The organism is Halosimplex rarum (assembly GCF_047715405.1).
Lineage (GTDB): Archaea > Halobacteriota > Halobacteria > Halobacteriales > Haloarculaceae > Halosimplex > Halosimplex rarum.
Genome location: NZ_CP180412.1, coordinates 415696 through 437807, shown reverse-complemented (window position 1 = coordinate 437807; position 22112 = coordinate 415696). Strand labels below are relative to the sequence as shown.

Sequence of the window (22112 nt, the reverse complement as noted above, 5' to 3'; positions counted from 1 at the left end):
TGGATTCGGGTAGACACGGATTACCCGTTGGCCGGATTTCACAGGCCGAGAGGCGCCGAGGACAACAATCAACCCTTATATGGCCCGACCCCAAACCGTCGAACGATAGAGAGTCATGAGTAACCCATGGATAGCCATCGGGGCGCTCGCACTGGTGGCGCTGGTCATCCCGCTCAGTATGATGGCGGTGTCAGCGCTGTTGCGACCGAGCGTGCCCGAACAGGGGAAACGCGCCGTCTACGAGAGCGGCGAGGTCCCGACTGGCGACACGCGCATCAAGTTCAACATTCAGTACTACATGGTCGCGCTGCTGTTCGTCGTCTTCGACATCGAGACCGTCCTGATCTTCCCGTGGACGGTCATCTACCAGGACGCGGTCGCGAACGTCGGGCTCGCCGAAGCGCTGGTCCCGATGCTCGTGTTCATCGGTGTCCTCGTCATCGGCCTCGGCTGGGCGTGGCGTAACGGCGCGGTCAAGTGGGTCCGCAGCCCGCGGGCTCAAGCACAGCGGGTCGAACAGTAATCATGAGCAACAACACACGCACGCACGAGCAGGGCACAGACATCGAATCGACCCAGGAGGCGCGGCTGGGCGAGGGCGTCGACAGCCGCTTCAACTCGACGCTCCGGGAGGCGTTCGGCTCTTCGCCGTTCATTCTCACGAAGTTCGACAAGTTCATGAACTGGGTGCGGGGCTCGTCGATGTTCATGCTGCAGTTCGGGATCGCCTGCTGCAGCATCGAGATGATCCACACCTACGCCATCAAGCACGACCTGGACCGCTTCGGCGCGGGCGTCCCGCGCGCGTCGCCGCGCCAGGCCGACGTGATCATCGTCCCGGGGACCATCGTCTCCAAGTTCGCCCCGCGCATGAAGCGCGTCTACGACCAGATGCCCGAGCCGAAGTTCGTCGTCTCCATGGGCTCGTGCACCATCTCCGGCGGCCCGTTCCAGGAGGGCTACAACGTCGTCAAGGGCGCCGAGGAGGTCATCCCGGTCGACATTCACGTTCCGGGCTGTCCGCCCCGCCCGGAGGCGCTCATCTACGGCGTCGCCAAGCTCCAGGAGCGCATCGCCAACGGCGAGTCCTCGCCGGTGACGGTCAAGCCCTACGAGCTGGAGCAGTTCGGCGACCTCGAACAGGACGAACTCGTGGACAAGCTCGCCGACCAGATCGACGAGGAGGACCTCGTCATGCGGTACAACTGGAGTGACTCGCCATGAGTTTAGAGGACCCGGAAGGCGACCTGCTCGCCACCCAGGACGTCGGCGTCACCGAGGACGGCGTCGACTACGACGCGCTCGCGGACCTGCTCGGTGACACGGTCATCGACCGCGAGAGCCACGTCAACGCGGAGGCGTTCGTCGTCCGGCCCGACGAGGTGCAAGACGCCCTGTTCGCCCTGCGCGACGAGGCCGGCTTCGACCATTGCGCGTGCGTGACCGCACAGGACTACGACGACCGCTACGAGTCTATCTACCACCTGCGGAAGTACGACGACCCCACCCAGGAAGTATCGGTCGTCGTCCCCACGACGAAGGACGACCCGGTCAGCCAGACCGCCGAACCGGTCTACCGGACGGCCGACTGGCACGAGCGCGAAGCCTACGACCTCGTGGGGATCGACTACGAGGGTCACCCCGACCTGCGACGGATCCTCCTGCCCGAGACCTGGCAGGGCCATCCGCTCTCCCAGGACTTCAGCGGCGAGGAGCCGCAGATCGTCACCCTGCGCGAGCACGCCAACCCGCTCGAAGGCGACCACCGCGCGGAGAGCGACAACGCGGACACGATGTACATCAACATCGGCCCGCACCACCCGGCGACCCACGGCGTGCTCCACGTCGAGACGGTCCTCGACGGCGAGCAGATAGCCCACGTCGAACCCGACATCGGCTACCTCCACCGCTGCGAAGAGCAGATGTGCCAGCAGGGCACCTACCGCCACCAGATCATGCCGTACCCCGACCGGTGGGACTACGTCTCGGCCGGCATCCTCAACGAGTGGGCGTACGCGCGCACGGCGGAGGACCTTGCCGACATCGAGGTGCCCGAGTACGCGCAGGTAATCCGGACGATGTCCGCGGAGATGTCCCGTATCGCCGCGCACATGCTCGCGCTCGGGACGTTCGCGCTGGACGTCTTCGGAGACTTCACCGCCGTCTTCCAGTACGCGTTCCGCGACCGCGAGGTCGTCCAGGATCTGCTGGAGGACCTGACCGGCCAGCGCCTCATGTTCAACTACCTCCGCCTGGGCGGCGTGGCGTGGGACCTGCCCGAGCCCCGCGAGGAGTTCTTCGAGAAGACGCGGGACTTCCTCGACGACCTGCCGCACAAGCTCACGGAGTACCACGACCTGGTCACGTCCAACGAGATTTTCCAGATGCGCTGCGTCGACACGGGCGTCCTGCCGCCGGAAGAGGCCAAGCAGTACGGCGCGACCGGCCCGGTCGCCCGCGGGTCGGGCATCGACTACGACCTGCGCCGGGACGACCCCTACGGCTACTACGACGAGCTCGACTGGGACGTCGTCACCGAGGACGGCTGCGACAACTACGCGCGCGTCCTCGTCCGGATGCGCGAGGTCGAGCAGTCCGCCCGCATCATCGAGCAGTGCGTCGACCTGCTCGAAGACTGGCCGGAAGACGAGCGCGAGATCCAGGCGAACGTGCCCCGCACGCTCCGCCCCGACCCCGACACGGAGATCTACCGCGCCGTCGAGGCCGCCAAGGGCGAACTCGGCATCTACATCCGCAGCGACGGCACGGACAAGCCCGCCCGGTTCAAGATCCGGAGTCCGTGCTTCTCGAACCTGCAGACGCTACCGGTCATGTCCGAGGGCGAGTTCGTCCCCGACATGATCGCCTCGCTCGGTAGCCTCGACATCGTCCTCGGGGAGGTGGACCGGTGATGTTACCGCTCCAGTCGGAGACGCCGTTCCCGAAGATCCTCGCCGACCTGCTCGGGCTCGACATCAACGAGCCGTGGGTCGTCGCGGTCACCGCGATCGCCGCAGCGGGCGTGATCGCGACGGTCTTGCTGACGATGACCGCAGTCCTGGGTATCTGGGGCAAGCGGAAGATCACCGCCGCCTTCACGGACCGCATCGCGGTCAACCGCCACGGTCCGTACGGGCTGTTGATCATCCCGGCCGACGCCGTGCGACTGCTCTCGAAGGAGCTCATCGTTCCCGAGGGCGTCGACCGACCGGCGTGGGACCTCGCGCCGCTCATCATCGCGAGTTCGGCGCTGCTCGGCTTCGCGGTCATCCCGTTCGGACACGGCCTCCAGCTGGCCGACCCCGAAATCGGGCTCGCGTACCTGTTCGCGGTCGCGTCGATCGCGTCGCTGGGCCTGCTGATGGCCGGGTACGCGTCGAACAACAAGTTCTCGTTCCTCGGCGGACTGCGCGCCGTCGCGCAGAACCTCGCCTACGAGATCCCGCTGGTCATCACGGGCGCCTCGGTCGTGCTCTTCGCCGGGTCGCTCCGCCTGTCGACCATCGTCGAAGTGCAGCAGCAGACCCTCATCTCGCTGGGCGGGATCGGGATCCCGTCGTGGTTCGCGTTCGTCAACCCCTTCGCGTTCGCGCTGTTCCTGATCGCGAACCTCGCGGAGGTCGGGCGCAACCCGTTCGACATCCCCGAGGCGCCGACGGAGATCGTCGCCGGGTACCAGACCGAGTACTCCTCGGTGTACTTCGTGCTCATCTACCTCGGCGAGTTCATCCACATCTTCCTCGGCGGCGCGATCATCGCGACCATCTTCCTCGGCGGCGCGTCGGGGCCGGTGCTCCCCGGGATCGTGTGGTTCTTCATCAAGATGATCTCGGTCTACCTGTTCACGCAGTGGGCTCGTTCCGCGGTTCCCCGCGTGCGCATCGACCAGCTCATCCAGATCGGCTGGAAGGGGATGCTCGTGCTCTCGTTCGCGAACCTGATCCTGACGGCCATCATCGTCGGGGTGGTCAACGCATGATCGCGACGGTCCCGACGGTCGGAGGTGACTCCCAATGATAGGTATCCTCAAATCGATGGCAACGACAATGAAACACGCCCTCGACGGTGAGACGTTCACCGTCGAGTACCCCGAGACGCCGCCGGAGGTCAGTCCGCGGTTCCGCGGCGTCCACAAGTTCAGCCAGGAGCGCTGTATCTGGTGTCGGCAGTGCGAGAACGTCTGCCCGAACAACACCATCCAGATCGTCACCGACGACCAGCGCAACGGCGAGCAGTACAACCTCCACATCGGCCAGTGCATCTACTGCCGACTGTGTGAGGAGGTCTGCCCCGTCGACGCAATCCTGCTGACCCAGAACTTCGAGTGGACGGCCGACACGAAAGACGAGTTCGTCCTCGACAAGGAACAGCTGAAGAACGTTCCCTGGTACAAGGACATCGACCCGCTGGAGTCCCGCGAACCGGACCGCGGCGCGTGGATCGGCGAAGGCGACGGCGAAGTCGACTACCAGTAGACCGACACTCGTTTTTTGTTCGCGTGAGCGAAGCGAGCGCGATTCTCCGGACGCGAGCGAACGAAGTGAGGGAGACGTCCGGCTTTTTCGCCCACGTTTTTCGAGGAGTGGTTCCCGCAGCGTCGCGCAGCGACGCGAGGAAACCCGACGAAAAAAGGTGGTGGCCATGGACCCGCTGGAGTCCCGCGAACCGGACCGCGGCGCGTGGATCGGCGAAGGCGACGTCGAAGTCGACTACCAGTAGGCGACTCCCTTTCTATCGTCCGGCGAGGGGCGAAGCGCCGAGCCGGTTCACCGGCAGAGCTTCGCTCTGACGAGCCTGCGGTCGTTCGCGGTGCTCACTCCCGCAGACACCGAACTCGCGCTTCGCGCGAGTTCGGCCTTTTTCACCCATGTTTTTGGCGGGTGGGTTCCCGCAGGGAGCGTGGGCTCGAACGGAGTGAGAGCCTCCATGCGAACGGGGAGCGAAGCGACCCGTGAGCGAACGAAGTGAGCGAGGAAACCCACCCGCCAAAAAGATGGTAACCAGGTGGTTAGGAAAGATGCGCGGTGACGTCGGTGGAGGAGACCATCCCGACGTAGTCGCCGTCGACGACCGGGAGGTGCTTGATGCCGTAGGTGTCCATCATCGCGGCGACCTCTTCCATGTAGAGGTCGGGCGTGGCGGTCTCGACGTCGGTCGTCATGACCTCGTCGACGCGTAACTCCGAGACGTCTCGCCCCTCGGCGACGGCGTCGAGAACGTCCGTACTGCTGATTATCGCTCGCGGCGTGGTCAAGACGACCAGTGCGTTGATGTTCTTCGCCCGCATCTGCTGTGCGGCCTCCCTCACCGAGGCGTCCTTCGAGATGGTCTCCAGTGGCGTGGACATCACGTCTTCGACGGTCGGCCTGTTATTTGCACCCATATCGCAAGGAACGACCGCGACGGTTATGGCGTTTGCCCAAAATCCCGAATTCCGACGCCGTCACGACCGACTCTCGGACGGCGATCCGGGCCCTGTCCGTGGAACGATTTGACTGTGCACGGGGGATCGAACTGAGTCGGTGGCGCCCCACCGTATAACATAAACATTTATCATATACTGATGCATCGAATCGGTAGACACGCGATGCTCCGGACGATGTCACTTCCCGTAGCCGTACGCTGATTTTCTTCCCCTGACGGAGTCGTCCAGTTCGCAGACCGCCCGAAATCCAGACACAGATGAGCACACACGCGAGCCCAGATATCCGACACGAATCGGCCACCGAGACCACAACCGACGCAGAACTCGACTCGAACGACGGCGAGCCGGCGCCGATAGATCCGTTCGACACCCACAACGCGGCGGCGACCTTCGGCGACGGAACCGATCGACTCCCGAACACCGTGGACGAGGAGAACGCGTACATCGGCTGAGGGGCCGACCGACACCGTCCAGGACCACTCAGCCAGCGACGCCGTGGATCGAGGCGGGGTCGGGCTACTCTTCCGGAGTCGGCGCCCGAGTAGTCGACGCCGTCTCGTCCGGTTCGAGAACGACCGGATCCGGGAGCTGTGGATCCGGCTCCCGGCCCAGGGTGAGCACCCGCTCGGTGAGGGTGAGCTCCTCGGATCCGGGGTTCGGCTTCTGGATCTCCTCGTGTTCGACGGTCAGGCCCTCCGATCCGGCGGCGATGCGGACCGCGGTGAGTTGATAGGACGGGTAGAAGACCGGTGGTAAGACGCCGATGATCCCGTCGTGGCGATGGAGTCGCTTCAGCCACGTTCCGGTGTTCACCAGCAGTCCGCCGTCGACCTCCCGGAGCGCGGGACGGTGGGTGTGGCCGTAGCAGAAGACTGCCGTCTCCGGGCGGTCGGCGAACACCTCGCGGGCGGCCGACTCGTACGGCGTCTCGGCGTCGACGGTGAGCGCCGTCTCGAAGACGCCGAAGCGCTGGATCGTCTTCCGGACGTCCCGACGGATGAAATACAGCGGGACCCCGACGAGCACGAGCAGTCCGGTGACGACGACGTTGACCGCGAGCAGGAACCAGACCGCCGTGCCTGCGGTTCCGAACTGACCGAGGAAGGCCGTGGCGCGTTCGACCGGCATCGACCAGATACCGGCCAGGTCGAGGGCCGACAGCGCCGCGAGGACGACGCTGACGTTGAACAGCAGCAGGAACGGAACCAGCGCGTAGCGCAGCAGGGGGTTCATCTCGCGGTAGAAGTACTTCGAGAGGAGCCAGATCGGCGTCCGTTCGGTGGGCGTCACCGCCTGGATGTCCCGCAACCAGTTGTAGCGCCCGCGGTCGGAGAGCTGTCCCGCCCGACTCGTCACGAGCGTGTTGTAGTAGTACCCCAGCGGCGTCGCGTTGGGCTCACCCCAGTCTTCGATCCGGTTGTTCGGGTCGCGCTGGTGGCCGTGTTCGAAGTGGACCACCCGGTCGCCCACCCGCCGGTCGATCGATTCCGTCTGCACCACGTCGACGTTGTACTCGGCGAAGCGCTCGACGTACTCGTCGTAGGCGGCCAGTTCGTGATCGTGGTTGCCGGGTTGTAACGTGATCTGGATAGTCGCACCGGTTGCGCGGAACTGTTCGAACAGGTCCGGATACCGCTCGAGGAGGGCGTCGAACTTCGCCGGTCCGTCGATGCTGGTGAACTCCCAGAGCCCGAACGCGTCGCCGTTGATTATCAGTTCCGCGGCTTCCTCGGAGCGCTCCAGCCGTTCGAGGAACGCGAGCAACTCGTCGAGGAACTCGACGTGCTCCAGTTGCTCGTCCCCGCCGATGTGGAGGTCGCTGATAACGTAGTACGCTTCCCCGTCGGTGTCGGGCATCGCTTGTGAGGTTCGGCCCGCTCGTAATAGGGCGTTGCCCCGTTCGGGGCGACCCGTCGAGGCGCTGCGTACCGACGGGGGCCGGTCGTCGGCAGACGGGGGAGGGGATCTCAGTCGCCGCGGACCAGACTCAGTCGCCGTGGACCTGGTCGCGAATCTCCTCGGGGACGCTCGGGTCGCGCAGGGTCGTGGTGTCGCCGAGTTCGTCGCCGTTGGAGATGTTCTCGAGGAGGCGACGCATGATCTTGCCCGACCGGGTCTTCGGGAGGTCCTCGACGAAGACGACGCGGGCGGGTCGCGCGAACTTGCCGATCTCGTCCTCGACGGCCTCCATGATGCGGTCGCGGATCTCCTCTTGACTGGCGTCGATGCCCTCGCGGACGACGACGTACACGTCGGGCACCTCGCCCTTCTCGTCGTGTTCGCGAGCGGCGACGGCAGCCTCGGCGACGTACTCGACCTCGGAGACGGCGGACTCCAGTTCCATGGTCCCGAGGCGGTGCCCGGCGACGTTCATCACGTCGTCGAGGCGGCCGAGGACGCGGAAGTAGCCGTCTTTCTCGTGGACGGCGCCGTCGCCCGCCTTGTACACCCAGTCCTCGCTCGCCGAGCTGTCGGTGTCCGAGAAGTCCCGCCAGTACTCGTCGATGAAGCGCTCGTCGTCACCGTAGACGGTCTGGAGCATGCCGGGCCAGGGCTTCTCGATGACGAGGTTGCCGGCCTTGCCGCTGGCGGCCTCCATCGGGTCGCCGCTATCGTCGTACAGCGCGGGCTGGATGCCCGGTGCGGGCAGCCCGGCGGAGCCGGGCTTCATGTCCTTCAGCGCGGGCAGGTTCGTGATGAGGTGGCCGCCGGTCTCGGTCTGCCACCAGGTGTCGACGATGACGGCGTCCTCGTCGCCGATGTGTTTGTAGTACCAGAGCCAGGCCTCGGGCTGGATGGGTTCGCCCACCGTGGTCATGTGGCGGAAGTCGAAGTCGTAGTCCTCGACGTACTCCGCGCCCCACTTCATGAACATGCGGACCGCGGTAGGGGAGGTGTGGAAGATATCCACGTCGTAGCGCTCGGCGATCTCCCAGATGCGGCCCTTGTGGGGGTGGTCCGGCGTGTCCTCGTACATGACCGAGGTGGTGCCCAGCGAGAGCGGGCCGTAGACGATGTAGGAGTGGCCGGTGATCCAGCCGATGTCGGCAGCGCACCAGTAGGTGTCCTCGGGCTTGATGTCGAGGACGTACTTCGAGGTGGCGGTGACGTACGAGAGATAGCCGCCGGTCCGGTGCTGGCAGCCCTTCGGCTTGCCAGTCGTGCCGGAGGTGTACATCAGGAACAGCGGATCCTCGGCGTCGCGGGAGACCGGGTCGACGCGGGCGCGCTCGTTGTCGGCGAGCAGGTCGTCGACCAGGACGTACGGGTCGTCGCTGTCGACCGAGACGTCCTCGTGGAGGTCGTCGTGGCGCGACCAGAGGAGGACGGTGTCGACGTCGGACTCGGCGAGTTCGAGCGCCTCGTCGCATTTCTCCTTGTGGTTGAGGAACTCGCCGCGGCGGTAGTAGCCGTCGCAGGTGACGACGACGTCGGAATCGGCGTCGTCGATGCGGTCGGCCAGCGCCTGGGCGGAGAAGCCCGCGAACACCTCGGAGTGAGGCGCGCCGATGCGGGCGCAGGCGAGCATCGTGACCGGGAGCGCGGGGAGCATCGGGAGGTGACACGTGACGACGTCGTCCTCCTCGACGCCCACGTCCTGCAGCGCGGCGGCGGTCTCGTTGACCCGATTATAGAGATCCTGATACGTGATCGTCTCGCGCTCGTCGGCGTCGGTGCCCTCCCAGATGAACGCCGCCTGGTTCTTGCGCTCGTCGAGGTGGCGGTCGATACAGTTGTACGAGGCGTTCAGTTCCCCGCCGCTGAACCACTCGTAGAACGGCGGGTTCGAGTCGTCGAGCACCTCGTCCCAGTGCTCGTCCCACTCGAGCAGCTCCGCGTACTCCTCGAAGGCCTCGGGGTAGTTCTCGTCGAAGCGGTCGTAGATATCGGGATCGGTCGCGTTCGCCTGGCCGACGAAGTCCGCCGGCGGCCGGAAGTACTCCTGTTCGGTCAGCCGCGACTCTAGTGGTGTGTCGTCTGGCATGCTCTGGAACCTCTCAGTACGGCGTTCTCGCGGCCCCCGTATGAATTTAATCCAGGATCGTCCGTGATGGACGGGTCGAAACCGGCCGGCGGCGGGAGCGAGTAGCCCCCGCGATGGGAGGGACGGCTACCCCGCGGTCCCGATCCGTTCGCGGTAGGTGCCGTACTCGGCCTCGAACAGGTTCATTATCTCGCCCATCGTCGCGTAGGCCTTGACGGCGTCGACGACGTACGGCATCACGTTCTCGTCGGCGTCGATGGCCTCCTCCAGGGCGGCGAGTGCCGATTCGACGGCCTCGTCGTCGCGCTCGGCTTTCACGTCGTCCAGCCGCGATAGCTGGGTCTCCTGGACTTCCTCGTCGACGCTGAGGATGTCCGGTTCGGTGTCCTCCTCGACGGTGTAGGCGTTGACGCCGACGACCACCTCGTCGCCGTCTTCGACGCGCTGCTGGTATTCGTAGGCGGCGTCCTGGATCTCCCGGTGGAAGTACCCCTCGTCGATGCCAGTCAGGACGCCCTCGGTCATCGACCCGTCGCCCATCTCGCGGATGGTCTCGATGTACGCCATCGCCTCGGCCTCGACCTCGTCGGTGAGCGCCTCGACGGCGAAACTCCCACCCAGCGGGTCGACGATGTCCGCGGCGCCGGACTCTTCGGCGATGATCTGCTGGGTCCGCAGGGCCACGCGGACCGCTTCCTCGCTCGGGAGCGCGAGCGCCTCGTCGAAGCTGTTGGTGTGGAGGCTCTGGGTGCCGCCGAGCACGCCCGCGAGCGCCTGGATGGTCACCCGGACGACGTTGTTCAGCGGCTGCTGGGCGGTCAGCGACTGGCCGGCGGTCTGGGTGTGGAACTTCATCGCCCGGGCCTCGTCGTCGGCGTCGTACCACTCGTCCATGAGCCGCGCCCAGATCCGCCGCCCGGCCCGGAACTTCGCGACCTCCTCGAAGATCGAGTTGTGGGAGTTGAAGAAGAAAGACAGCTGCGGGCCGAACTCGTCGACGTCGAGGCCGCGCTCCTCGCAGGCCTCGACGTAGGCCAGCCCGTCGGCGAGGGTGAAGGCGAGTTCCTGAACGGCCGTCGATCCGGCCTCGCGGATGTGATACCCCGAGATGGAGATGGGCTTGAACTTCGGCGTCTGGTCGACGGCGAACTCGACGGTGTCGACGACGAGATCGAGGGACGGGCGGGGCGGTACCACCCACTCCTTCTGCGCGATGAACTCCTTGAGCATGTCGTTCTGGAGGGTGCCCCGGATCTCCTCGCGGGGGACGCCTTGCTGGTCGGCGACGGCGACGTACATCGCGTAGACGACCGGGGCGCTCGGGTTGATCGTGAAGGAGGTCGACACCTCGCTCACGTCGATGCCGTCGAAGATGATCTCCATGTCCCGCAGGGTGTCGACCGCCACGCCCTCGCGGCCGACTTCGCCGTCGCTCATCGGGTCGTCGGAGTCCAGCCCCATCAGCGACGGCATGTCGAAGGCCGTCGAGAGGCCGGTCTGGCCCTCGTCGATGAGGTAGTGGAAGCGCTCGTTGGTCTCCCGCGGCGTCCCGAAGCCCGCGAACTGGCGCATCGTCCAGGTGCGTCCGCGGTACATCGTCGGGTAGACGCCGCGAGTGTACGGCGGTTCGCCCGGGAAACCCAGGTCCTCCCCGTGGTCGACGTCGGCGACGTCCTCCGGCGTATAGAGCCGGTCGACCTCGTGGTTGGAGACCGTCGCGAAGCGGTCGGTGCGCTCGCCGTAACCGTCGAGGACAGGGTCGAGCGTCTCCGATTCCCACGCCTCGCGGGACTCGCGGATCGCGGCGAGGTCCTCGTCGTCGAACATGGGTGCAAATTTTGCCGGAGCGCGCATAAGGGTTCGGGCGAGCCGAGAGACAGCGGAAGAGGGACGGAGAGGGGCGCCAACGGGGAAACGGATCAGTCAACGGAGGAGGGCCGTCGCGTCAGCGGGCAGGTCAAGGTGCTCAGTGTCGGATCGAGGAGCGGGGTTCGTCACTTCAGGCCCTCGGTGGCGAGGTGGTACTCGAAGACGGTCTCCATACCGTCGACGAGGGTCGCCAGATCGACGCTGTCTGCGACCGCGTGGCGCGCGTGGACGTCCTCGTAGATACGCTGCCAGCGACGGCGGAAGCGACCCTCCATGCCGCTGGCGCGGATCGCCTCGACCACCGACTCGGTGTCGTCCGTCGCCGCCACTTCGACCGGCGAGACGACGCCCTCCTCGATGGCGGCGACGACGATCCCGGCGGAGTAGTCGCCCTCGACGACCTCGCGCTCCCAGGTGGTGAGCCAGTTCCCGATGCGGGCCATCTCCTGGAGGTCCCAGAGAGTGTTCCGCAGCGCGCCCAGGTCGGCGGGGTCGAACGACGGCGAGTACATCAGGTCGAGGTCGGCGTAAGGGAACATTACCATGTTGTGCGAGTCGTACTGGGTCGCGCCGGTCAGGTTCGCCATCGCGGGGTTGTCGCTGAGGAGCGCGCTGTACTCCATCGCGTCCGCGGTCTGGCTGAAGTCGTAAGCGAAGATGTCCGCGAACTCCTCGCGGCGCGGGGCGTCCTCGATTCCGGCCTCGAACTCGGTCCAGAGGCGCTCGACGAACGCGAACGTCTCGGCGTCGACGGCGGCCCGCTCGGGGTCGGCGTCCACGACGTCGCAGGGGAGGCGGCACGCCTCGCGGAAGGTCCGGCGGTCGCCGCGGTGTTCGATCAGGTCGTCGAGCACCGTGACGTACATCGTCAGGACCGTCTTCTGCTCGCGGACGTGCGCCGCGTGTTCCTCGGCGACCGACGAGAGCGTGAAGGAGGGGAACAGCGAGTAGATCCATCGCCAGAGGAACCGATCGCGCTCCTCGAAGTGGTCGGCGTACGCGTCGGCCAGTCGCTCCACGCGCTCCGGGAGCGTCACGTCCCGGATCTCCCCGAGTGGGTCGACCGGGTCGGACTCCGACTGGACGCCCTGTGTCGACATCCTCAGCGTCCCCCGTCGTCGACCTCGCCGTCGGTAGCGTCGCGATACCGGTGTTGCCCTCTCCCACGGGACGGACGGGGCGAGGGGCCGGTCGAAACGGGCGACGGAGTCGGTTCGGTCGTCGGTTCGGTCGGTCCGGAACGCCCGTTGGAATCAGTCCGAGGTCGGGCGGTAGGCCGCGTCATACCCGGGTAAGACAGAGATATCGTAAAAGGGGTTCCTGCGGATACCTCTCCCTGCGCGTCGGCTTCCGTGCCGGTTACTCACGGATGGGTGCTCACTTCCCTCCGTGACTCTGGCCGGGCTCGAAGCGGGCCCGTCCCACCTCGGGACGGACGGGCTCGTGCGTAATCTGAGGATACCTGCTGCGAATCGGTCGCATGCGACCGTCGCGGCGACGGCTCTCAGTAGTGACCCATCAGCCCCTGCCGGCGAGCGCGCGTCCCCATCCACTGGAACGCCCCGTAACCCAGCCCGAAGTAGACGACCGCGGTGCCGACGAGCAAGCCGACCTCTGCGGGCGGCAACTCCCAGAGGCGGAGCCCCTGTTGCATCGACCCCGCGAGGAGGTAACTCCCCTGGGAGATGGGGAGCAGGCGGACCCAGAACACGTCCAGCGAGGGCGAGGCGATCAGGCCGAGGAAGACGAACTGGAGGATGTTGAAGACGTTCTCGACCCGCTTGAACAGCAGCGCCAGGCCGCCGAAGAAATAGCCCATCCCGATCGCCGGCGCGATGGCGAGGACGGTGATGACCACGATAGTCACCAGGGGGAAGTGAAGCGACTCGCCGGTCAGCGCGAGCATGAAGGCGAGCGTGGCCGCGCCCCAGCCGAAGCTCTCCGCGACGCGGACAGCGATGTGGGCGAGCATCACCCGGCCGTACCCGAACGGCGACATGTACAGCTGTTCGAGGGTCCCCCACTGTGACTCGCGCGTGACGCTCCACGCCAGGCCCGAGAACGCGGTCATCGCCATGCTCCAGAGGAAGTAGCCGACGATGATCCCGCCGAGGCTGTCGGTGAGCGCACGGCCGGAGAGCGCCCGGCCACCGAAGAAGACCATCCCGAAGAACAGGAACGTCATCGCGAGCCCCGACAGCGTGTTCACCGGGTAGCGGTACAGCAACAGCGCCCGCTTCTTCGCGAGCGCCCACAGCAGCGTCCCGTAGCTCCCGGTGGCGCGTCCCCGCTCTCGCCCGTCTGTCGGGCCGGGCTCCGAGGAAGCGGTCTCGGCGCTCACCGCTGGTCACCACCGTTCGCACGGGCCGCGGGGGCCGGCCCGTCGCCGTTCGTCAGTTCGAGGAAGACGTCTTCGAGGTCGGGGTCGATCGACTCGACCTCGTGGACCGTGAGACCCGCGTCCCGCAGGTCGTCCATGAGGTCGTAGAACCGCTCCGGGTCGCCCAGCGCGACCTCGAACGCCGTCCGGTCGCCACGGGCCTCGAACTCGTCGACGCCGTAGACCTCGCGGAGTCGCTCGCGCGTCTCGTCGCCGACCGCGTCCTCGCTCCCGTCGCCGCCGCCGTCGCCGTCGGTAGCGGCCGCGTCTCGCTCACCCGCCACGCCGACGACCACGCGGTAGGCGAAGGTGCGGAACACGTCGATCAGGTCCGCCACGGCGTCGTCAGCGATGACTTCGCCGCCGTTCATGATGACGATGCGGTCGCAAACGTCCTGGACGACGTCCATGTCGTGGCTGGAGAGGACGATGGTCATGTCCTCCTGGTCGGCCAACCGACGGATCTCCCGCCGGAGTTCGACCGAGGACTCGACATCGAGCCCGAGCGTCGGCTCGTCGAGGAACGCGACCTCCACGTCGCGGGCGAGCGCGCAGGCCAGCGACACCTTCTGTTTCTGGCCGCGCGAGAGGTCGTTGACCGGCTCGTCGGCCTTCTCGGCGAGCGAGAGCTGTTCGAGGAGCGCGTCGTGGCGCTCGCGGAGCGCGCCGGGGGACTCGCCGCCGACGGCCGCGAAGAACTCCAGGTTCTCCCGGACGGTGAGCTTCCAGTAGACGTTGCGAGCGCCTTCCAGCATCGCGCCGACGCGGGCGTAGGCCGCCTGCGGGTCATCGTAGACGTCGACGCCGGCGACGCGAACGTCGCCCTCGTCGGCGATCACCAGCCCGAGGACCGACTTGATGAGCGTCGTCTTGCCCGCGCCGTTGGGGCCGAGCACGCCGATGACCGTTCCAGGCCGGACGTCGAGGGTCACGTCGTCCACCGCCCGGACCTCCTCCGCACCGTCCCCGAAGGTCTTCGTCAGGTTCCGCACCGAGAGGGCGGCCTCGCCCTCGTCCGTCGGCCCGCCCCGCTCGTCGACCGCAGCCACGTCGCGAGGGACCTGTTCAGGTGCCGTAGTCATCGTGGGTCGGCGTAGTCGGTGTCAGCACATAACAATTTCCTGCACGGCCGTTCAGTTTCACTTCTGACAGGACGCAACTGTTTTTCCGGCGGCTGGGCAACGGATCGCATGGTCGAACGCGGTGGATCCCGCGGGGTGGGGGACGGCGACGGCGGTGGTAGCGGTACCGACGGTGATAGCGACGCCCGCGGTGCCGGCGACTCGAACGACGACAGCGGCGGGCGGACGGCCGGCGGTGCCGATCCGGCGGCGGTGTTCGAGCTACTCGCCGACGAGACGCGGCTGGCGATCGTCCGGGAACTCGCCGCGGAGCGTCAGTCGAACTGGCAGTGGGCGGGTGCGACGTTCGCCGAGTTGCGCCGCGCCGTGGGCGTCGACGACGCAGGGAACTTCAGCTACCACCTGGAGAAGCTCTGCGGGCCGCTGGTCGTCAAGGACGGCGACGAGTACCACCTGCGAAATCGCGGCATGCAACTGGTCGGGGCGGTCGAGTCGGGGCGGTACACCGGTCCCGGCGACCCGTTTCGCGAAGAGGTCGCGTACGACTGCCCGTATCCCGACTGCGACCGCCCGCTCGTCGCCGTCTACGAGGACCAGTACTTCCGACTGCGCTGTCCCGACCACCACGTGTTCAACGGGACCGCGCTTCCGCCGGTCGCGGCCGACCACCACACGGCGGACGAACTGGTCGCGATCACCATGCTGGAGCTGCGTCAGCAGGTCCAGCGGGCCCGAGCGGGCGTCTGCCCGAACTGCTGGGGACCGATCGAGGGACAGCTCCCCGGGACGGACACGTCGCTGCCGTCGCAGATAGACGCCGAACTCCCCGAAGACGCGCTGCTCGCGACGTTCGACTGCGGCCAGTGCGGGATCTCGTTCGACCTCCCGCCGGGCGCGTGCGTCGTCGAACACCCCGCGGTCGTGGCGTTCTACCGGCGCCACGACGAGCCGATCCGCGGCCGGCCGTACGTCACCCTGCCGTTCTGTCACCTCAACCGCGGCGCCCTCGAATCGGCGGAGCCAGTCCGCGTCCGCGTCGACGTGCGTCTGGACGGCGACCGTCTGTCGCTGTGGCTCGACGGGGAGACGAACGTCGTCGAGTACGAGCGCGAGTGACGGAGGCCGCGGCGGTCAGTCCTGCAACCGCTGGGTCTTCTGGACGAGCGGGTGGTGGGCGTAGTCGACGACGGCGATGTCGCCGATCGATTCGAGCGCTTCCTTCTCGGCGGTCTTCGCCATCCCGAGGTCGACGGGTTCCGAGAGGACGATGACGTAGGCGTCCATCGACTCGATGTCGAGGCGCGCGGCGGCCTTGACGCGGTGGTGACCGTCGGCGAGCAACAGGTCGCCGTCGTTGTCGATGACGACGAGCGGCTCCGCCAGGCGGCGTTCGAGCTCGTACCGGCGCCCCTCCAGTTCGTCGGCGTAGACCTTCCCCTGGGTCGGCGTCAGGTCGGCGAGCGACACCTCGCGGCGCTCCTGGGAGACGGCGACGCCGTGGATGTTCTCCAGGGTCTGCATCAGGTTGTCCACCTTCCCGGGCGTGGCGCGTTCGATCTGCGAGCGGATCACGTCCGCGTTGCTGATGATACCGACGAGATTGCCGGCGTCGTCGACGACCGGGAGCTTCTGGATGCCCGACCGCAGGATGACGCGCGCGGCGTCGTCGATGTTCATGTCGGGATGGGCGACCAGCAGGTCGTCGCTCATCACCTTGAAGATGGGCTCGGCGTCGGGCTCTTGCAGCAGGTCGCGAGCGCTGACGAACCCCTCGACGTGACGCCCGTCGCACACCGGAAAGCCGCTGTGTTCGGTGCTGCCCGCGATCTTCGCGGCGACGTCGCCGACCGTGTCGTCCGGCGAGACGGTGTCGACCTCGCGAGTCATGTAGTCTTTCACTGACAGCGCGCCCTCCTCGACCATTAGGGGTCAGTGTCGTCGCGCGGCCAAAAACACACCGCCTGAAGCCGACGGCGACCCGCGCGGTCGGCGAGGACTGTCAGGAGTCGTCGGGAGCGTCGCCGTCGGACGCCGCGTCCGTGTCGCGGTCGTCGCCGAACGGGTCCTCATCACGCGCGTCGCCGTCGCCTTCCAGGTCCTTGCCGGCGAGGTCTTCTAGCGAGCGGGCTCCGACCACCCCAGAGCCGTGGTAGTCGTCGGCGTGGAGACCGGCCATGACGCGGTGCGACCGCGACCCCATCGCGTCGAGGAAGCGGTCCGAGACGATGGCGCGGACGACCTCGTTGAGCGACTCGTCGTCCGCGTCGATGGCGTCAAGCAGGCCGAGAGAGATCTGCGCGCCGGCCATGTCGGCGTGGCCGCCGGCGCTCCCGATCTGGCCGAAGGCGTCCCGGAGCGTCTCTCCCAGGTCGAGGTCCGTGCCGCGGGCGCGCGCCGAGACGTATATGATGCCGTCGCTGATGCCGTAGACGAGCGTCGTCGTCACGTCCTCCAGGTCGAGGAGCCGGTCGGCGGCCTGGGCGAGCGCGTCGCGGTCGGACAGCTCGCCGACGCAACTCAACAGGCCCGTCCCGTGGCGCTCACGATTGCGGATCGCCCGCGCGATGGTGTCGAGCGTCTCCGCGCTCATGCTCGGCGACTCGATCCGGTCGAGCGTCCCCGGGTCCGCGTACGGCACCAGAAACGCCGACGCTTCGAAGTCCTGTGGGTTCACCTCTCGGGTGTACTCGTCGGTGTCCACGCGGATACCGAACAGCAGCCCCGTCGCGACCTCTCGCGTCGGCGTGAGACCGAGCGTGCGGAAGTAATCGACCAGGAGCGTGCTGGTCGCGCCCACCTCGCTCCGGAGGTCGACGAACCGCGCCTCGACCGGGTACCGCGGCGGGTGGTGGTCGATGACGACGTCGACCGACGTGTCGTCCGGCAGCCCGTCGTTGACGCCCGGTCGGGAGTGGTCGACCAGTGCCACGCCGTCGTACTCGTCCAGGTCCGCCTCCGGTTCGAGGTTGATGAGGTCGAACTCCAGCACGTTGACGAACGCCCGGTTCTCCTGGTGGGTGATGTCGCCGAAGTAGCAGATGTCGGAGGGGCAGTCCGCGGCCGCCGCGATCCGGGCGAGCGCGACCGCGCTCGCGATGGCGTCCGGGTCCGGGTTGTCGTGGGTGACGATCGCCAGCCGACCGTCGACGTCCCGGAGGACGCTCGTCAGTTTCCGCGTCCGCAGGCCCGCGTCGCCGACCGTCTCGATCAACCGTTCGGCCGTGGCCGCCCGCGGATCGACGATTTCGTCGGCCACCGCCTCGACGGCCGCCACCTCGTCGCTCGTCGGCTCCTCGCCGGTGTACGCGAGGACGAACGCGCCCGGGAACACCTGTCGGACGGCCCGTGCGGCCGCCACGTTGGTCCCCGGGTCCGCCGTCGCGACGGCCACGGTGTCGGGCCGCTCGCGCTCCCGCAGCGTCGCCTCTTCGGTGGGGTCGCCGACCTCCGCCGCGATCCCCTCCTCGCGGAGCGTCCGGACGGCGTTCTCGTCGGCGGAGACGACCGAGAGACGGCCCCGTCGCTCGGCGAGTTCACCGACGAGTGCGCCCGCGAGGGACCCGGTCCCCAGAACGAGGCGGGACGTCATACCCTGTGGTCAGGCAACGGCAGATAAAAAACCATCACACTCGTTTCGCTCCGCGAATCGACCGGTTCGCGGCCCCCGTCCGCGTCGGTCCGCGTCACTTCAGTCGTTCCTGGAGGAAAGAGGGGTGGGCGGCGCTGACGCCCGCGACGGCCTTGATCCGCGATTCGATGACGTCGCCGACCGCGTCGCCGTCGGGCGCGCGCACCTCGGCCATCAGCATGTGGTCGCCGCTGGAGGTGTAGAGGGCTTCGATCTCCTCGATCCCCTTGAGTTCGCGGATCGCTTCGACGTAGCGTTCGCTCTCGACGTCCATCCCGACGAGGGCGATCGACTGGCCGGGCAACTTCTTCGGGTCGACGTCGGCGGAGTAGCCGACGATGACCTCCTCGTCTTCGAGGCGCTGGATGTACTTGCGGACTGTCGGCTTCGATACCTCGACCCGGTCCGCGATCTCGGCGTAGGAGGCCTGGGCGTCCTCCTCTAAGACGGAGAGGATCCGTTCCTCCGTCGATTCGGCGCTCATACACCTTAATTTACCTCGCGACGAAAAATATCTTCCGAAACCACAAACGCGGTTCGAACGGGCCGTCCGGGGACGGCCGCACCCCGTCAGCGGCGACGAGTCGGCTGGAGACGACCGAACTCGGGTCGAGCCGGGTCGGTCCGGCTTACGTGTGTTTCTGGATGAGCTGCTCGGCGCAGCGCTCCCACTCGGCGTCCTCGTCGTAGTAGCGCTCGGCCAGCGGCTCCTCGGGCATCTCGCCCGTCGCGCGCTTCTCCTCGCCGTAGGAGGGGCGGTCCTCGGCCTTGTAGAAGCGACCGGTCAGCACCTCGCCCTCGTAGAGCTTCGACTCGACCTCGTACATCATCTTGCCGGCCTCCTCCCGGTTCGTGACGTCGAAGTCGTAGTCGTCGGAGTCCTGCACGTCCGTGTACGGGACGTACTGGCGGGCGTCCTTGTTCCAGGTCGGACACTGGGTCAGGAAGTCGATGTGCGCGAAGCCGTCGTGCTCGACGGCCTCGGCGATGATCTCCGCGGCCTGGTTCGGGTTGACCGCGGCCGTGCGGGCGACGTAGGAAGCCCCGGACGCCAGCGACAGCGAGAGCGGCCGAACGGGCTGTTTGGCGCTCCCGCTGGGCTGGGTCTTGGACTTGTGACCCTTCGGGCTCGTCGGCGAGGTCTGGCCCTTGGTGAGGCCGAAGATCTCGTTGTTGAACACGATATAGGTCATGTCGTGGTTCTCGCGGGCGGTGTGCATGAAGTGGTTCCCGCCGATCCCGTAGCCGTCGCCGTCGCCGCCGGCCGCGACGACCTCGACGCCGGGGTTCGCGAGCTTCGCCGCGCGCGCCACGGGCAGCGAGCGCCCGTGGATGGTGTGGAACCCGTAGCTCTCGAAATAGCTGTTCAGCTTGCCCGAACAGCCGATGCCCGTACACAGCAGGACCTCGTCGGGGTTCTTCCCGAGCTTGGACATCGCCTTCTTCAGGGCGTTGTTCACCGCGAAGTCGCCACAGCCCGGACACCACGTGGGCTGGGGCTCGATCCCCGGTGTGAACTCGTCTTCCTCAGCTTCTCGTTGTTCGCCGATGGCGCTGAATGCACTCATTGGTTAGTCACCTGCCGCTGGTACGTACTTCATGTTGCTGACGGAGAGTTCCTCGCCCTCGATGCTGGACTCGAAGCCCTCGACGATCTCCGCCGGTTCGAACGGGTTGCCGTTGTACTTCAGCAGACTGGAGAGCTTCGGTCCGAAGCGACCGAGTTCCTTCTGGGTGAGCCCGCGGAACTGCGCGGTCGCGTTCATCTCCACGACGAGGCACTCCTCGACCGATTCGAGGAACTCGCTGACCTCGTCCTCGGGGTACGGCATCATGTCGCTGACGCCGATGGCCTTCACGGAGTGACCGGCCTCGTTGAGGCGGTCGACCGCCTCGAAGACGGTGCCCTGGTGGCTCCCCCAGCACATGATTCCGTACTCGGCCTCGTCGGGACCGTGGTGGGTCTGGTTGCCCTTCGCGTCGAGTTCCTCGCGGATGGAGTCGAGCTTGCCCAGCCGACGGTTCATCTGCAGGACGCGGTTCGTCGGGTCCTCGCTGATGTGGCCGGCCTCGTTGTGCTCGTTCCCCGTCGCGAGGAAGCGCCCGCCCTTCTGGCCGGGCACCGAGCGCGGACTGACGCCCTCTTTGCCGCCTTCGGCGTCGTACTCGAAGCGCTTGAACTTGCCAGCGTGGTGCTCGGCGGCTTCGGCGATCTCCTCTTCCGTGATGACCGAGCCCGGGTCGCCGTCGGGGTCGCGGTCGAAGAAGCTCGCGTCGACGTTGCGGAGTTCGCCCTGGAGCTTCTGGTCGTAGACCAGAACCACCGGGATCTGGTAGTCGTAGGCCAGTTCGAAGGCGGTCCGGATCTGCTCGTAACACTCCTCCTGGTCGCCGGGCGCGAGCACGACCCGCGTGGAGTCGCCCTGGCTCGTATAGAGTACGTGCTCCAGGTCGGCCTGTTCGGGCTTGGTCGGCATCCCGGTCGAGGGCCCCGCACGCATGGCCTCGACGAGGACGACCGGCGTCTCGGACATCTCGGCGAGTCCGAGCGGTTCGCTCATCAGGGCGAACCCACCGCCGGAGGACCCGGACATGGACTTCACGCCCGCGTGGCTGGCGCCGAGCGCCAGCGCCGCCGCAGCGATCTCGTCTTCGACCTGCTCTGAGATCCCGCCGAACTGCGGCAGGTTCTGGGACATGATCGTGAACACGTCGGTCCACGGCGTCATCGGGTAGCCGGCGATGAACCGACAACCCGCGTCGAGGGCGCCGTAGGCGATGGCGTCACTGCCCGAGACGAGCGCCTGCGGCTCTTCGGGCTCGCCGTGGTCGGGCATGGAGATGTCGTGGTTCTGCTCGAACTCCTGGGCCTGCTCGTAGCCGTCCTGGATGACTGCGAGGTTGGCCTCGAGGATGTCCTCGTCCCACATCTCCTCCATGATCCCCTCGTACTCGGTGGTGTCCATGTCGAGGAGCGCGGCGGTGACGCCGATCCCGGCGTTGTTGCGCATGATCTCGCGGCCGTGTTCCTTCGCGATGCCGCGCAGATCGACCGGGTAGACGTGCCAGCCGTTCTCCTCGGCGCGCTCTTCGAGGTTAATCTCCGCGACCTGCTCCTCGTCGATGAGCCCCGAGTCGTACACGATGATGCCGCCCTCGCGGAGGTCGTCGAGGTTCTCCGAGAGGGGTTTCAGTTCCTCGTTGCCGTAGTAGGCGTCTTCCTGGGGGTTCCGCGCGAAACTGTCACCGAGCGCCAGCAGGAAGTTGTAGCCGTCCCCGCGGGAACGCGCCCCGTCGGGGGTGGCCCGTACTTCCACGTAGGTGTGGCCGCCCCGAATCCGGGACGGGTAGTGTCGGTGTGTGAATACGTCGAGACCCGACCGCATGAGGGCCTTGGCGAAGTATCGACTGTTGCTGTCGATACCGTCGCCAGAACCACCCGCAATCCGCCATATTAGTTCCTGATCTGTCATGGATACATCGATCGGCCCCGATTCGGGTGCCGTGAACGGATCGACGATTGGACCCGACTAAAGCGTTTTCACTCTGTCACCGGCTAATAATCGTGAAGGTTGGGTACGGACCGTCTCGCGCCTGAACTCGGGCGAGGGTGACAACTGCACGCACATACGATCGCTGTCGTATATCTCTGTACGTGTTCTCTATATCAGTAAACCATTCCCTACAAGTCCTGACCATCTATTCGAAACCGATCATCACCTCGCTCGGAGTCGCTACCGGTA

At 66.8% G+C, this 22112-nt stretch carries 19 protein-coding genes; 7 read left to right on the top strand and 12 right to left on the bottom strand.

Annotated elements, in window-relative coordinates; all coding sequences use genetic code 11:
- Positions 1-115 precede the first annotated feature (115 nt).
- The 5 genes from ACMGFH_RS02095 to ACMGFH_RS02075 are packed head-to-tail and all read left to right on the top strand — an operon-like array spanning position 116 to position 4475.
- Positions 116-523, top strand: a complete 408-nt coding sequence (locus ACMGFH_RS02095) for an NADH-quinone oxidoreductase subunit A (RefSeq protein WP_415381118.1) — start codon at positions 116-118, stop codon at positions 521-523.
- Positions 524-525: 2 nt separating this feature from the next.
- Positions 526-1224, top strand: coding sequence for an NADH-quinone oxidoreductase subunit B (locus ACMGFH_RS02090; protein WP_415381117.1), 699 nt, complete (start codon positions 526-528; stop codon positions 1222-1224).
- Complete coding sequence (locus ACMGFH_RS02085; protein WP_415381116.1) at positions 1221-2912, top strand: NADH-quinone oxidoreductase subunit D; 1692 nt, start codon at positions 1221-1223, stop codon at positions 2910-2912. Before ACMGFH_RS02090 ends, ACMGFH_RS02085 begins: the two co-directional genes overlap by 4 nt.
- Positions 2912-3979 carry a complex I subunit 1/NuoH family protein gene (locus tag ACMGFH_RS02080; RefSeq protein WP_415381115.1) on the top strand — a complete coding sequence of 356 codons (1068 nt, stop codon included), beginning with the start codon at positions 2912-2914 and terminating at the stop codon, positions 3977-3979. The genes ACMGFH_RS02085 and ACMGFH_RS02080 overlap by 1 nt, the downstream gene beginning before the upstream one ends.
- A gap of 34 nt (positions 3980-4013) precedes the next feature.
- The gene (locus ACMGFH_RS02075; RefSeq protein WP_274324529.1) at positions 4014-4475 is read left to right on the top strand and encodes a NuoI/complex I 23 kDa subunit family protein; all 462 of its coding nucleotides are present in this window, start codon (positions 4014-4016) and stop codon (positions 4473-4475) included.
- 533 nt (positions 4476-5008) lie between these two features.
- Here ACMGFH_RS02075 and ACMGFH_RS02070 read toward each other — a convergent pair.
- Positions 5009-5383 (bottom strand): cyclic nucleotide-binding/CBS domain-containing protein, encoded by a 375-nt coding sequence (locus tag ACMGFH_RS02070; protein ID WP_415381114.1) that lies wholly within the window; start codon positions 5381-5383, stop codon positions 5009-5011.
- A gap of 299 nt (positions 5384-5682) precedes the next feature.
- Here ACMGFH_RS02070 and ACMGFH_RS02065 point away from each other — a divergent pair, with 299 nt between their 5' ends.
- The gene (locus tag ACMGFH_RS02065; protein ID WP_415381113.1) at positions 5683-5877 is read left to right on the top strand and encodes a hypothetical protein; all 195 of its coding nucleotides are present in this window, start codon (positions 5683-5685) and stop codon (positions 5875-5877) included.
- A gap of 64 nt (positions 5878-5941) precedes the next feature.
- On the opposite strand, the gene ACMGFH_RS02060 is transcribed toward ACMGFH_RS02065, so the two are convergent.
- From ACMGFH_RS02060 to ACMGFH_RS02035, 6 genes are all read right to left on the bottom strand, one after another.
- A complete protein-coding gene (locus ACMGFH_RS02060; protein ID WP_415381112.1) occupies positions 5942-7282 on the bottom strand; it encodes a metallophosphoesterase in 1341 nt (446 codons plus the stop codon).
- A gap of 130 nt (positions 7283-7412) precedes the next feature.
- Positions 7413-9410 (bottom strand): acetate--CoA ligase, encoded by a 1998-nt coding sequence (gene acs, locus ACMGFH_RS02055; protein ID WP_415381111.1) that lies wholly within the window; start codon positions 9408-9410, stop codon positions 7413-7415.
- Positions 9411-9536: 126 nt separating this feature from the next.
- Positions 9537-11237, bottom strand: a complete 1701-nt coding sequence (locus ACMGFH_RS02050; protein ID WP_415381110.1) for an acyl-CoA mutase large subunit family protein — start codon at positions 11235-11237, stop codon at positions 9537-9539.
- Between the two features lie 167 nt (positions 11238-11404).
- Positions 11405-12379 (bottom strand): hypothetical protein, encoded by a 975-nt coding sequence (locus tag ACMGFH_RS02045; protein ID WP_415381109.1) that lies wholly within the window; start codon positions 12377-12379, stop codon positions 11405-11407.
- Positions 12380-12783: 404 nt separating this feature from the next.
- Complete coding sequence (locus ACMGFH_RS02040) at positions 12784-13620, bottom strand: ABC transporter permease (RefSeq protein WP_415381108.1); 837 nt, start codon at positions 13618-13620, stop codon at positions 12784-12786.
- Positions 13617-14741 (bottom strand): ABC transporter ATP-binding protein, encoded by a 1125-nt coding sequence (locus ACMGFH_RS02035; RefSeq protein WP_415381107.1) that lies wholly within the window; start codon positions 14739-14741, stop codon positions 13617-13619. Before ACMGFH_RS02035 ends, ACMGFH_RS02040 begins: the two co-directional genes overlap by 4 nt.
- Before the next feature lie 108 nt (positions 14742-14849).
- On the opposite strand from ACMGFH_RS02035, the gene ACMGFH_RS02030 reads away from it, so the two are divergent.
- Entirely contained in the window at positions 14850-15857 is a 1008-nt protein-coding gene (locus ACMGFH_RS02030; protein ID WP_415381106.1) for a winged helix-turn-helix domain-containing protein, read from the top strand.
- Positions 15858-15872: 15 nt separating this feature from the next.
- On the opposite strand, the gene ACMGFH_RS02025 is transcribed toward ACMGFH_RS02030, so the two are convergent.
- The 5 genes from ACMGFH_RS02025 to ACMGFH_RS02005 form a co-directional block, all read right to left on the bottom strand.
- Positions 15873-16664 (bottom strand): CBS domain-containing protein, encoded by a 792-nt coding sequence (locus ACMGFH_RS02025; RefSeq protein ID WP_415381105.1) that lies wholly within the window; start codon positions 16662-16664, stop codon positions 15873-15875.
- A 76-nt stretch (positions 16665-16740) separates the two neighbouring features.
- Positions 16741-18330 (bottom strand): DHH family phosphoesterase, encoded by a 1590-nt coding sequence (locus ACMGFH_RS02020; protein WP_415381104.1) that lies wholly within the window; start codon positions 18328-18330, stop codon positions 16741-16743.
- A 94-nt stretch (positions 18331-18424) separates the two neighbouring features.
- Positions 18425-18853 (bottom strand): HTH-type transcriptional regulator LrpA1, encoded by a 429-nt coding sequence (lrpA1, locus tag ACMGFH_RS02015; RefSeq protein ID WP_415381103.1) that lies wholly within the window; start codon positions 18851-18853, stop codon positions 18425-18427.
- A 145-nt stretch (positions 18854-18998) separates the two neighbouring features.
- Positions 18999-19937 carry a thiamine pyrophosphate-dependent enzyme gene (locus ACMGFH_RS02010; RefSeq protein WP_415381102.1) on the bottom strand — a complete coding sequence of 313 codons (939 nt, stop codon included), beginning with the start codon at positions 19935-19937 and terminating at the stop codon, positions 18999-19001.
- Between the two features lie 3 nt (positions 19938-19940).
- Positions 19941-21842 (bottom strand): 2-oxoacid:acceptor oxidoreductase subunit alpha, encoded by a 1902-nt coding sequence (locus tag ACMGFH_RS02005; protein ID WP_415381101.1) that lies wholly within the window; start codon positions 21840-21842, stop codon positions 19941-19943.
- Positions 21843-22112 lie beyond the last annotated feature (270 nt).

Excerpts from the sequence above, each read along its gene's own strand:
- ACMGFH_RS02095 (WP_415381118.1), top strand. The coding sequence starts at position 116 with ATGAGTAACCCATGGATAGCCATCGGGGCGCTCGCACTGGTGGCGCTG.
- ACMGFH_RS02090 (WP_415381117.1), top strand. The coding sequence starts at position 526 with ATGAGCAACAACACACGCACGCACGAGCAGGGCACAGACATCGAATCG.
- ACMGFH_RS02085 (WP_415381116.1), top strand. The coding sequence starts at position 1,221 with ATGAGTTTAGAGGACCCGGAAGGCGACCTGCTCGCCACCCAGGACGTC.
- ACMGFH_RS02080 (WP_415381115.1), top strand. The coding sequence starts at position 2,912 with ATGTTACCGCTCCAGTCGGAGACGCCGTTCCCGAAGATCCTCGCCGAC.
- ACMGFH_RS02075 (WP_274324529.1), top strand. The coding sequence starts at position 4,014 with ATGATAGGTATCCTCAAATCGATGGCAACGACAATGAAACACGCCCTC.
- ACMGFH_RS02070 (WP_415381114.1), bottom strand. The coding sequence starts at position 5,383 with ATGGGTGCAAATAACAGGCCGACCGTCGAAGACGTGATGTCCACGCCA.
- ACMGFH_RS02065 (WP_415381113.1), top strand. The coding sequence starts at position 5,683 with ATGAGCACACACGCGAGCCCAGATATCCGACACGAATCGGCCACCGAG.
- ACMGFH_RS02060 (WP_415381112.1), bottom strand. The coding sequence starts at position 7,282 with ATGCCCGACACCGACGGGGAAGCGTACTACGTTATCAGCGACCTCCAC.
- acs (WP_415381111.1), bottom strand. The coding sequence starts at position 9,410 with ATGCCAGACGACACACCACTAGAGTCGCGGCTGACCGAACAGGAGTAC.
- ACMGFH_RS02050 (WP_415381110.1), bottom strand. The coding sequence starts at position 11,237 with ATGTTCGACGACGAGGACCTCGCCGCGATCCGCGAGTCCCGCGAGGCG.
- ACMGFH_RS02045 (WP_415381109.1), bottom strand. The coding sequence starts at position 12,379 with ATGTCGACACAGGGCGTCCAGTCGGAGTCCGACCCGGTCGACCCACTC.
- ACMGFH_RS02035 (WP_415381107.1), bottom strand. The coding sequence starts at position 14,741 with ATGACTACGGCACCTGAACAGGTCCCTCGCGACGTGGCTGCGGTCGAC.
- ACMGFH_RS02030 (WP_415381106.1), top strand. The coding sequence starts at position 14,850 with ATGGTCGAACGCGGTGGATCCCGCGGGGTGGGGGACGGCGACGGCGGT.
- ACMGFH_RS02025 (WP_415381105.1), bottom strand. The coding sequence starts at position 16,664 with ATGGTCGAGGAGGGCGCGCTGTCAGTGAAAGACTACATGACTCGCGAG.
- ACMGFH_RS02020 (WP_415381104.1), bottom strand. The coding sequence starts at position 18,330 with ATGACGTCCCGCCTCGTTCTGGGGACCGGGTCCCTCGCGGGCGCACTC.
- lrpA1 (WP_415381103.1), bottom strand. The coding sequence starts at position 18,853 with ATGAGCGCCGAATCGACGGAGGAACGGATCCTCTCCGTCTTAGAGGAG.
- ACMGFH_RS02010 (WP_415381102.1), bottom strand. The coding sequence starts at position 19,937 with ATGAGTGCATTCAGCGCCATCGGCGAACAACGAGAAGCTGAGGAAGAC.
- ACMGFH_RS02005 (WP_415381101.1), bottom strand. The coding sequence starts at position 21,842 with ATGACAGATCAGGAACTAATATGGCGGATTGCGGGTGGTTCTGGCGAC.